The organism is Sphingobacterium rhinopitheci (assembly GCF_022627575.1).
Lineage (GTDB): Bacteria > Bacteroidota > Bacteroidia > Sphingobacteriales > Sphingobacteriaceae > Sphingobacterium > Sphingobacterium rhinopitheci.
This window is the reverse complement of the sequence record NZ_JADEYQ010000006.1, coordinates 1-12,165: the sequence shown is the minus strand read 5'-3', so window position 1 is coordinate 12,165 and position 12,165 is coordinate 1. Positions and strand designations below refer to the sequence as shown.

Sequence of the window (12,165 nt, the reverse complement as noted above, 5' to 3'; positions counted from 1 at the left end):
TTTAGCATGGTTAATGCACAGGTTGTACCTGACAGTATTATGGCTAAGATTGCACCAGCTTATGATCAAGTAGGGCCGCTACATCGTTTCTTTTTTGGGGATAGTTACCGTGTATTATATAATACTCCAGTGAAGATGCCTCTTATAGATCTTAGTAAAGAACAGGGTGGCTTCAAGGTTATAAAGCTTGGTGGTGGTATGCAAACACAATCCTTGCGTTTAGAAGATGCTAGTGGTAGAGAATGGGTACTACGATCTATTCAGAAATTTCCCGAAAGAAGTTTACCCCCAAGTTTGCGTAATACTTTTGCTAAAGATATCGTCCAAGACCAAATTTCTATAGCACATCCTTTTGGTGCACTTACTGTCCCTCCATTCAATGAAGCATTGGGTATTCCACATGTTTCTCCACGATTGGTTTATGTAGGTGAAGATTCTGTTTTTGGCGAATTTGGCCCCGTATTTAATAATCGAGCATACATGTTGGAGCCTCGGATGCCCATTGGTATAGATTCAGACAATACGGCCAAAGTAATTCGTAAAACTTTGGAAGATAATGATGACGATTTGGATCAAGTAGTCACGTTAAAAGCACGATTATTGGATTTTGTTCTTGGCGATTGGGATCGGCACGAGGACAATTGGCGTTGGAATCCTATAAAGGATAAAGGAGAAACATTATATGAGCCTATTCCGCGAGATAGGGATAAAGTATATTACAAAACATCAGGTTTATTACCTATTTTATTATCTTATCAATGGCTAAAAGCTAACTTACAGCCTTTTGGGCCAAAAATAAGAAATGTAGATCAATGGAACTTTAATGCGCGTCACTTTGATCGTTTTTTTCTTAATGATTTGAATCTCGAGGATTGGCAGCGTACAGCTCAGGAGTTTCAAAATACATTAACCGATTCATTGATTCATCAAGCGATGTTGCAAATGCCGGATACTATCGTAAAATTAAGTGCTGCGGTTTTAGAGCGAAATATAAAAATACGTCGTGATAGTTTACAATCTACGATAAAGGAGTATTATAAATATCTAGCAAAGGATGTCGATATGCCGTTGTCTGCAAAGCGTGAGTTTATCCATGTTGCGTATAAGGATGATGGTACTATCGTGGTGGAAGTGCATAATAAAAAGAAAGATGGTACTAAAGGACGTAATCTCTATAAAAGAAAATTTTTCCCTAATGAAACTAATGAAGTAAGGATTTATGGTATTTCCGGAGAGGATGAATATAAGGTTAGCGGAAGTGGTAAATCTGCCATTAAAGTCCGTTTAATAGGTGGTAGTGCATATGATACTTATTTAGCATCTTCGGATTTTAATCGTAATAATAAATTATATGTCTATGATCAAAAAAGCCCTGATAGTAATAATATAGAATTGGGGAAAGGTGTACGGTACCGACTAAGTAATGACTCTACTGTTAATAGCTATAATTATAATCAATTTGAATATGATAGAAAAGGGGTTCTGGTAGATGTTAATTATGGTATCGACAGAGGATTAATATTAGGAGTAGGTTATTTAATCCAAAATCAAGGCTTCCGGAAATCACCTTATGCATATAGTCATTCATTTATGGGCTATTACTTGACTGGGCGTAGGTCATTTATGTTTGATTATGAAGGGATTTATAGACAGCTGTGGGGCAAAAATGATCTATTGATACATGTTAACTCTTTGGGTCCCCGCAATCAGAGTAATTTCTTTGGTTATGGTAATGAAACTAAGTTCATTAAGGAAGATGATGACATCAATGATAAGGAATATGGTATTGAATATTATCGTAATAGATACGATATGGCTTCAGCGGATATCTATTTGCAAAAGCAGGTTAATAAATCCTTAAGATATTATTATGGTTCTTCTACAGATTTTTATACCAGTTCTGAAGCTTTTAATGAGGATCGTTTTTCCGAAGATTTTCATCAGGAATATCCCAATGAGTTTATCTTTGGTACAAAGTTTTTTACGGGTGCAACTGTAGGTGTCACCTATGATAGTCGCAATAGAAAAGATCTGCCACAATCGGGTATTTATTTGAATACGGATTGGGGATGGCGTAAAGAAATCGGTGGACGCGGTCAAGGGTATCTAAAAGCTACTAATTCAATCAGCGGTTATAAGACTTTCTTTGGAGATAGAATTACGGTTGCCAATAGGGTTGGGGTCGATGCGGTGTTTGGTAGTACGTACTTTTTTCAAGATGTGCAATTGGGTGGTGAAAATAGTTTAAGGGGATTTAATTCTCGTCGATTTACAGGAAAGACCGGAGTTTACAATAATTTTGATGTACGTATTAAGCTGTTTGAATCTTTGTCTTATGTATTTCCTGGAAGCCTAGGGCTAATTGGTTTTTATGATGTAGGCCGTGTATGGATGACCAACGAAAAATCTAATGTATGGCACAATGGTACTGGTGGTGGTATCTTTGTGATGCCGGCTGACCTTTTTGTTATCCAAGCGGTAATTGGCGCCAGTAAGGAAGCTATATTGCCTTATATTAGAGTAGGTCTATCTTTTTAATAATTAGATATTTAATCTTTAAGGCTTGATTTTATCCATAAAATCAAGCCTTTTTTATACTTAAATATTTGTTAAAAATTAGGAACTATGCTGTTTTTTCAGTTAATTGATTAAATAAAGGTAAGGCTTATGTTTAAATCAAGTTTTCTAAATTTTGTGCAGTTTGAAAAGAGGTATTCGACACATACTATTCAAGCATATAGCATGGAAATCCAAAGCTTTGAAAACTTCCTTGCCGCAGAAAATGTACCCTTTGAAGAGGTGGACCATAAATTGATGCGTTATTATTTTTCTACCCTACGCGAAAAGGGGAAAGAGCCTGCTTCTGTAAATAGAGCGATATCAGCATTAAAGTCTTTTTACAAATTTTTGGTTCGCGAAAATTATGTTACGAGTAATCCTATGCGATTAATTCAGTCTATGAAAGTCGGTAAGAAATTGCCCGTGGTCGTAGAGAAACTGAAGTTAGAAAAACTCCTTGATGATATGGATCAACAAGAAGAGAGTTTTGAAAATCTACGTGATTTTTTAATCATGGAATTACTTTTTGGTACAGGAATACGTTTAGCAGAATTATTACAAATAAAAGAGCGAGATATTGATTTTTATAATCAAAAACTTCTTATCTTAGGTAAAAGGAACAAGATGAGATTTGTGCCTTTACATCAATCGTTAATTGAAGAACTGAAAAAATATTTAGAAAATAAAAAAAAGCAAGACTGGCAAAACATTTCCGATACTTTAGTCGTTACTAAAGAGGGAAAGGCAGCGTATCCAAAATTAATATATAGAGTAGTGAATAAATATCTTACTATGATTACTACACAGAAAAAACGTAGTCCACACATACTGAGACATAGCTTTGCGACTATATTATTAGATAATGGTGCTGATTTGAACGCTATAAAGGAATTATTAGGCCACGCTGGATTGGCTGCTACGCAAGTATATACGCATAATTCAGCGGAGCGATTAAAAACAATTTATAAACAAGCTCATCCAAAAGCTTAAAAAAGGAGGACAAAATGAACATTACTGTGCAATCAATTAAGTTCGATGCTGATCAAAAATTAGTAGATTTTATCAAAAGGAAAACTTCCAAACTTGATCAATTTTTGGATAATATTATTGAAGGTGTTTGCTATTTACGGTTAGAAAATGTAGAAGATGAAGCAAATAAGATTGTTGAGTTGAAAATAAATATCCCCGGGAGCCAGTTGTTTGCAAAGTCGCAAGCGAAGACTTTTGAAGAAGCGACAGATTTATCTGTAGAATCTTTAAGAAGACAAATTAATAAGTACAAAACTAAGGTTCGTGCCACCTTGAGTAATCATAAAGAAGTGATACCAACAGATGATGAATTTTAACGTAAAAATATAATATCAAATAAATGAGCAGCTTATAAAATAAGCTGCTTTTTATTTGGATTAATTCTTAATAGTTGTTACTTTTGACTATCAAATAGAAATAAACGAGTTTTTTTGGTATTATGATTTGTCCACTAGCACACGTAGAAGAAGTATTTAAAACAGATAATGGCGCTGTTTATCAATGTAGTAGAAAAAACTGCTATTGGTTGGAATTTAATGATTCAACCACCTCTTTTAGTGTAAGTGACTTTTTTAGTTTCAAGAAGAATATTGATGCTATTGATGTAGAAAAAATGCTAATCGATGCTTCTCGTTCTTCGGACTATGAAATTGTAATGCCTTTTCGAACAGATCGTTGTTTTCTGTTGACCATTGAAGATATCCTTAATCTTCGCGAAATATTAGCAGGAGCTAAATTTATGCTAGAGTTAAATGGTCAAATTAAATCTTTTCTCCGCCGCGGCGCAGTATTGGTCTTCTAGATTTTAATTGTACTGATTCTAAATAACTTAAGGTTTTAAAGTCTAATTTAGACTGAATTCGTATTGCACTTTTTTTACCAATTTATTTTCTTTCGTGTTATCTTTGTATAAGAGAAAGGGATATTATATTAATGTCTTTTGACTTTTTAAACTTAAAATTAAGTAGATATGAAAGATTTATTGAAATTAAAATCATCTTTAGTAGAAGAGATTGAAAATATATTAAATACGCAAGTAAAAGTAGAAGCACATTCATCGGCTATTTATTTAGCTATGTCTGCATGGTGTGATGATCAAGGTTTAGATAATGCTTCAAAATTTTTCGCTAAACAATCGGATGAAGAAAGAGAGCATATGTTGAAAATATTCAATTATATCTCTAATCGTGGTGGTAAGCCTATTTCTCCTGAGGTAACAAATATCCCTAATGATTTCGAATCATTCCGTGGTGTATTTGAGCAAGCTTTAGAGCAAGAGATGTTCGTTACAGAGCAGTTTAATAATATCGCTGACAAATGTGTGAAAGCTAAAGATTATGTAACATTCAATTTCTTACAATGGTTCTTAGCGGAGCAAGTTGAAGAAGAATTTGTGATTAGACGTATCTTAGAATTATTTGACGTTATTGGTGAAGACGGAACAGGTCGTTGGGAAATTGATAAGCACTTAGTAAAAGTTGTATTTGATGGCGAATAGTCGTTAAAGAAATTATATAAAAAAAGGGTTATTGTTATGCAATAGCCCTTTTTTTATACGAAATATTTTTTTTATCCGTTATATTTAAGATTCATACGGATACTGCTTAGTTACTATAAATTTAGTATCTTGAACATGGGTGATTTTATTAATAGAATTATTTTTTTGTGCAAAAAGCATATATCATATTCTTAACCATATTGTGCCAATTGATTTGTGTAGAACTCTATGCGCAAAGCACAATTGTTGGCTACCTACAAGATAGTCTAGGTGCACCAATCAAATCCGTAAATGTCCGTTTAATCGCTAATACTGACACTTCTAGTGTATTCACTAATGCCGATGGGGAGTACACATTTAAGGAAGTGAAAGGTAATCATATCCTTTTAGTATATAGTATGCTGGGCTACAGAACAGCTAGTAGTTCGCATTACCTTATTGAAGGGCAGAAAGAATTAAAAGTGCCTAGTATAACCCTTAAATCATTCTCTACAATACTTCCTAGTGCTCTCGTTGTTCGTGTATTGCCCATGGTGATAAATGGGGATACTGTACAATTTAATTTTGGAGCATTTGATTTTACTAAACGATCATTATTGGAAGAAGCATTAAAAGGGTTGCCTGGTTTTCAGGTTTATAGAGATGGTTCTGTAACCTACAATGGAAGGCAGATAAAAAGAGTCAGAGTAGATAATAAGGATTTTTTTGGTGGAGATTTAATTACGGCTACTCGAAATTTACCTGCTGATTTTATAAAGAATATACAATTATTGAATGCTAGTACGGTAAAGAATGGAGAAACTGGTATTTTGATGGAAGATGAAGAAAAAATATTAAATATAAATCTAAAAGAGGATAAGAAAAAAATATATTTTGGCCAATTAACCGCTGGGGCAGGTACCAATGATAGATATTTGGGAAGCTTTGGTCTCAATAAGTTTAATAAGGGGCAGGAAATATCTATTATAGGATCTTTTAATAATACAAATGCTAACTTATTTTCTTTAGGCACTGCTTTTGGGGGAGATAGAAGTAAAAGTGCAATGGAATTAGGCAATCTTTCTGACCCTATAGATGGATTAAATGATATAGGTTCGATAGGAATAACTATTTCTGATCAATTGTCGAAAGTGATTTATGCTAATGTATCCTATAATTATTTGTATCAAAATAATATTACTGATGGTAATTCTCAACTTACTTCTAGTTATATAGGAAATACAATTTTTAGAAAAGAAGAATATATCCTCAATACGTTGGACCGTAACCATAAACTTCGTTTTGGATTCGATATGAATTTTAAAAATAAAGATCTATTTCGTATTGATGGAAATCTTGCCTTAAATCATCAAATATCTGGTCAGAATAAGGACCTTTCTTTAAATAGTTTCAATAGTATTTCTGAAGGAAATTATCAGGATTCTACGCGTAAAAATAATCCTAATGGTGATTTAGACCTTTTTTATTCTAAGTTTTTTAATAAAAAAGGAAGAAAACTTATTGGAAATTTAACGCTAAGCGCTAAGAATAATAATCGTTCTGATTTTGTTAAAGAACAATACTTAGAGTATAATATAGCGAACCCTTCTGTGTTGAATAATCAATTTAATCAAGATCAATATATTCTTCAACGTAATCACAGTAATAATAGTAGGACATCTTTAACATATATTGAGCCATTTAGTGATCATACGCTTTTAGAAATTGCTTATGAATTTGAAACTACTTCCATCAAGTCATTACGTTTGGTAGAAGATTTATTACGGAAAGATCAATACAATTATATAGATTCATTATCTGTTGATTATGATTATTGGTATACTAGTCATAAGGGTAGTATGACGTATCAATATGAACCTAATAAAAAGTTTAAGATGAATTTTGGCTTTGCTATTCAGCCTCTCGTTATGAGTGGTTACTTAGCGCTAAAAGATATAAGTTATAATTATGATAATGTCAATCTTATTCCTTCGGCAAATGTTATATATAAATTCTCTAAGGAATCAGATTGGCAATTGAATTATAGAGGGAAAAATAATCAGCCTTATTTTAATCAAATAGCTCCAGTAATTGATAATACGAGTTCTAGATATATCATCATTGGTAATCCTGCATTAAAAGCCGAATATGCACATCGTTTGTCTTCAACTTTTAGAAAATCTAAATCTTCTAGAATGCAATATTTTGAAACAAATATTGCTTATAGTTTTGTCCTCAACAAAATCGTAAGTGATAAACGAACCTTGGAAAATAGCATCATTCAAGAAACTACTTTTAAAAATACTTCCGGATATTATGATGTAAAATGGTATTATTTATACAATACGCCATTCATCACGGAAGATATTCAGTTGGACCTTACGGGTACCACAGATTATTATAATAATTTATCATTTATTGATGGCCGCAAACGGACGACAAATCAGCTACTCGTTAATCAGTCTATGCAAGTGAAATATACTTGGAGTGATTATGTAGAAACTATTATCAATGCAAACTATATATGGAACCAAGCACGATATGATATTCCTTATAAAACAACAATCGATATCAAAACTTTACTCTTGGGATGGGGGGCAAAAGGATATATAAATGATAATTTTTCCATTGGATTAGAAATGTCGCAACGGTTCAACGATGGTTATAAAAATAATATTTTGAATGTTAACCAAACATTAATGAATAGCTTTGTTGAATTTTCATTCTTACCAAATAAGGCGGCATTACTTAAACTTCAATGTTATGATTTATTTGACCAAAATAAAAATTCAGGTATTATTTCTGAATATATTGGAAATGATGTCTATGAAGCACGAAATAATAGATTAGGCCGTTATTTTATGCTATCTCTTAATATTAGATTACAAAAATTACCAAAGAAAGATTAATGAAAGCTGTTGTAATAAGCTCTTTTGGAGCACCAGAAGTATTAGAAATACAAGAAAGAGATATACCATCAATATGTGATGCTGAAGTATTGATACAAGTTAAAGCAGCAGGTGTCAATCGTCCAGATATTTTTCAACGTAAAGGAAATTATCCCGCGCCAGCTGGAGTAGATGCTGATATCCCAGGATTAGAAGTCGCTGGTATAGTATATGCTGTCGGCGATAGGGTGAATACCTTGCGGATTGGCCAGCCGGTGATGGCTTTAGTAGCAGGAGCAGGATATGCTGAGTACGTCGCTGTAGATGAAGGTAGTTGTATCCCAATACCGGATAATCTGAGTTTTGAAGAAGCAGCAGGAATGCCTGAAACATTATTTACAGTATGGCATAATGTTTTCCAAAGGGGAGGATTGAAAAAAGATGAAAAACTCTTAGTGCATGGTGGGGCTGGAGGTATAGGTATCACAGCAATACAATTGGCCAATTTGCTAGGGTGTGAGGTTTTTACGACTGTTGGCTCTGATAAAAAGAAACAATTTGTCGAGAATATTGGTGCAACGATGGCAGTGAATTACCATACTGATGACTTTGAAGAAGTATTTAAATCCAAAGGTATACATGTTGTTTTGGATAGTATTGGTGGCGAATACTTCAATAAAAATATAAATGTTTTGCAAGAGGAAGGACGATTGGTTCAAATTAATGCCATGGATGGAGCTAAAGTAAATCTGAATTTGTTTAAATTAATGCAAAAACGTATTTTTCTTACGGGTAGTACATTGCGCAATAGATCGAAATCATTTAAAACCAATGTAGCTAATGAGATAAAAGAATATGTAATGCCCTTGGTAGCTGATGGTTCTTATAGGACTTATATAGAACAAGTATTACCGATAGAGGATGTTGTCAAAGCTCACCATTTAATGGAAAGTAGAAACTTTATAGGAAAAATAATATTGGTTTTTTAATGTGCTAAAATAATTTAGCTTTGGTATTTTGATTTTTATTGTTGATATTTATTCATCAATAAAACAACCAATTATGAGACCACAAATATTTTTTACATCTCTACTATTATTTATTACTACGTATTTACAAGCACAGCGTATTACGGATGTTGGTAAACCTTTAGAATATGTAAGTACATTAGTAGGTACACAATCTACTTATTTTTTGTCCAGTGGAAATACTTATCCAGCTATCGCTAGACCATGGGGTATGAATTTTTGGAGTCCACAAACAGGAAAAATGGGCGACGGTTGGATGTATACATACACCGCAGAAAAAATTAGAGGAATTAAGCAAACTCATCAACCATCACCATGGATGAATGATTATGGTCAGTTCAGTGTGATGGCCATGGTCGACCAACGCACATTTGACCAAGATAAGCGTGCAAGTTATTTTTCGCATAAGGCAGAAATTGCAAAACCTAATTATTATGCTGTATATCTAGCAGATTATGACACTAAAATAGAAGTTACTCCAACAGAGAGAGCCGCATATTTTAGATTTACTTTCCCTAAAACGGATAATGCTTATGTTCTTATTGATGCTTTTGATAAAGGGTCCTATGTAGAAGTAATCCCTAGTCAGCGAAAAATTATTGGTTATTCAACGAAAAACTCAGGCGGCGTGCCTGCAAATTTTAAAAATTATTTTGTGTTACATTTTGACAGAGATTTCAAAAATGTAGCCACATTCGCCGATTCCGTTTTGTCTGATGATCGCCTTTTGATTAAAGCAGACCATGTTGGAGCTATAGTAGGTTTTTCTATTAAAGATAAATCTGATCAGGTACTAGTAAAAATAGCATCTTCTTTTATATCCGCTGAACAAGCAGAAATAAATTTGAAGGAAGTGGGAAATCAGAGCTTTGATCAAGTTATGAAAAAAGGAGAAGAGGTATGGAACAAAGAATTGGGAAAAATCGAAGTAAGTGGTGGAACTATTGATCAGTTACGTACTTTTTACTCTTGTTTATACCGTTCTTTATTATTCCCTAGGATCTTTTATGAATATGATGCTGAAGGAAAAGCTATTCACTACTCTCCGTATAATGGACAAGTATTGCCAGGTTATATGTTTACGGATACGGGATTTTGGGATACTTTCCGTAGTTTGTTTCCATTCCTAAATCTTATGTACCCAGAAATGAGTCTTAAAATGCAAGAAGGTCTTGCTAATGCATATAAAGAAGGTGGTTGGTTACCTGAGTGGGCAAGCCCTGGCTATCGTAGTATAATGGTCGGTAATAATTCTGCCTCTGTTGTTGCTGATGCTTGGGTCAAAGGAATTCGTAGCCCAGAGATTGAAATACTATATGAAGCAGTAAAAAAAGGATCTATGAATGCTGGACCTATTCCTGCTGTAGGAAGAGATGGCGCTGAATATTACAACAAATTAGGTTATGTACCATATGATGTAAAAATTCATGAAAATGCAGCCCGTAGTTTAGAGTATGCATATGATGATTTTGCTATTTATCAGTTAGCCAAAGGCTTAAATAAATCCAAAGCTGATCAAGACTTTTATAAAAATAGAGCTTATAATTATGAGAAATTATTTGATAAAAGTACAGGTTTAATGCGCGGTAAAAATGAAGATGGTAGTTTCCAATCACCATTCAATCCTTTCAAATGGGGGGATGCTTTTACAGAAGGTAATAGCTGGCATTACAGTTGGTCTGTTTTTCAAGATTTTGAGGGATTAGCAAATCTTTTAGGCGGGCATAAGGCTATGGAAATTAAGTTAGATTCTGTATTTATGTTGCCACCAATATTTGACGATAGTTATTATGGATTTCCTATCCATGAAATCCGTGAAATGCAAATTGTGAATATGGGACAATATGCACATGGTAATCAACCTATCCAGCATATGACTTACTTGTATAATTTTGTTGGTGCTCCATGGAAATCACAGTATTGGGTTCGTGAAACAATGGATAAAATGTATACCCCAAATCCAGATGGATATTGCGGGGATGAAGATAATGGTCAAACTTCTGCATGGTATGTTTTTTCTGCTTTAGGTTTTTATCCAGTTACTCCAGCAACGGATGAATATATTATTGGATCACCATTATTTGATAAAGTAGTTCTTCATTTAGAAAATGGTAATACATTGCAGATTAATTCGTCTAATAATAATTTGGATAATAGATATATAAAATCACTCTCATGGAATGGTAAGGTATATTCCAAAAACTATTTGAAACATAGTGAATTGATTAAAGGTGGTGTACTTGATTTTGTAATGGACAATCAACCTAATAAAATAAGGGGAACTAAAGCCAGTGATTTGCCATTTTCAATGAGTAAAAAATAGCTAATAAAGAAGTTTAAATGCTTATTGGTAATAAGCTGTATTACTGATCTCTAATTTATGTTTGGTATTCTTTAGGACCAACCATAAATTAGAGCTTACGAAGGCTTTTATTCTATCTCTAATTTCAATGTATAGTTGTAGTATTGTCAATCCCAATTTCTCATTGGCATTCTCTATATTTTAGATACCTCTTTTACTAGAATTGCAACTTAAAAGGGGAGGTAGTTATGAAGAAATATATTTACAGCTGTAAATTATGAAAAGAGTATTCTGAAGATTTATTTAAGAATATGGCGTTAATTATTACGTGAAAATAGGGGCGGTTTTGGTCAATATTTTTTATTTTATCGGGTAGCGCTATAAAAGGATTTCTTTTTAGCGTTTTATTTATTTTTCAGATCTATAGGGTAAACCTCGTATAGCATTAATTACTATTTAAAGGCTTGTTTTCCTTTTGGTTATATATTTGTTTTGAGAACGGTTAAATCCAATAATATGCCTTAATACTATTATTAGAGCATTTTTTTTGAAATATATTTTGGAAATAAGGGTTGAATTTCTACCTTTGTGCCGGAGAGCTGGCAGAGTGGTCGAATGCGGCAGTCTTGAAAACTGTTAACTGTCACAGGTTCGGGGGTTCGAATCCCTCGCTCTCCGCCAAAAAAAGCTTAATCGCAAGATTAAGCTTTTTTGTTTTATATGCATTTCCTGCCTATCTAGCACTGTTATTTTCCTAGAAATCACGATAAGATTCGAGCCAGAAGGGTTGGGTGGGTTCGATTCATGAAGGTTTAGGGTTGCGTTTGGGGTCTGTGTGGCTAAACCACTCCCTCGCTCTCCGCCAACAAAAGCTTAATCGCA

The 12,165-nt window shown here is 33.5% G+C and carries 8 protein-coding genes and 1 tRNA gene; all 9 read left to right on the top strand.

Going from position 1 to position 12,165, the window contains the following annotated elements; genetic code table 11:
* The first annotated feature begins 39 nt into the window (after positions 1-39).
* Entirely contained in the window at positions 40-2,538 is a 2,499-nt protein-coding gene (locus IP023_RS07810; protein ID WP_241789706.1) for a BamA/TamA family outer membrane protein, read from the top strand.
* Between the two features lie 129 nt (positions 2,539-2,667).
* Positions 2,668-3,549, top strand: coding sequence for a tyrosine-type recombinase/integrase (locus tag IP023_RS07805; protein ID WP_241789705.1), 882 nt, complete (start codon positions 2,668-2,670; stop codon positions 3,547-3,549).
* Positions 3,550-3,563: 14 nt separating this feature from the next.
* The gene (gene hpf / locus IP023_RS07800; protein ID WP_241789704.1) at positions 3,564-3,905 is read left to right on the top strand and encodes a ribosome hibernation-promoting factor, HPF/YfiA family; all 342 of its coding nucleotides are present in this window, start codon (positions 3,564-3,566) and stop codon (positions 3,903-3,905) included.
* A 122-nt stretch (positions 3,906-4,027) separates the two neighbouring features.
* The gene (locus IP023_RS07795) at positions 4,028-4,390 is read left to right on the top strand and encodes a DUF6686 family protein (RefSeq protein WP_241789703.1); all 363 of its coding nucleotides are present in this window, start codon (positions 4,028-4,030) and stop codon (positions 4,388-4,390) included.
* A gap of 168 nt (positions 4,391-4,558) precedes the next feature.
* Positions 4,559-5,086: a ferritin gene (locus IP023_RS07790; protein ID WP_241789702.1), complete on the top strand. Its 528-nt coding sequence runs from the start codon at positions 4,559-4,561 to the stop codon at positions 5,084-5,086.
* A 167-nt stretch (positions 5,087-5,253) separates the two neighbouring features.
* Positions 5,254-7,974, top strand: coding sequence for an outer membrane beta-barrel protein (locus tag IP023_RS07785; protein ID WP_241789701.1), 2,721 nt, complete (start codon positions 5,254-5,256; stop codon positions 7,972-7,974).
* Positions 7,974-8,942, top strand: a complete 969-nt coding sequence (locus IP023_RS07780; RefSeq protein WP_241789700.1) for an NAD(P)H-quinone oxidoreductase — start codon at positions 7,974-7,976, stop codon at positions 8,940-8,942. The genes IP023_RS07785 and IP023_RS07780 overlap by 1 nt, the downstream gene beginning before the upstream one ends.
* Positions 8,943-9,015: 73 nt before the next feature.
* Positions 9,016-11,304, top strand: coding sequence for a GH92 family glycosyl hydrolase (locus IP023_RS07775; protein WP_241789699.1), 2,289 nt, complete (start codon positions 9,016-9,018; stop codon positions 11,302-11,304).
* A 572-nt stretch (positions 11,305-11,876) separates the two neighbouring features.
* Positions 11,877-11,964: transfer RNA gene (locus tag IP023_RS07770), tRNA-Ser, on the top strand.
* The last annotated feature ends 201 nt before the right edge of the window (positions 11,965-12,165 follow it).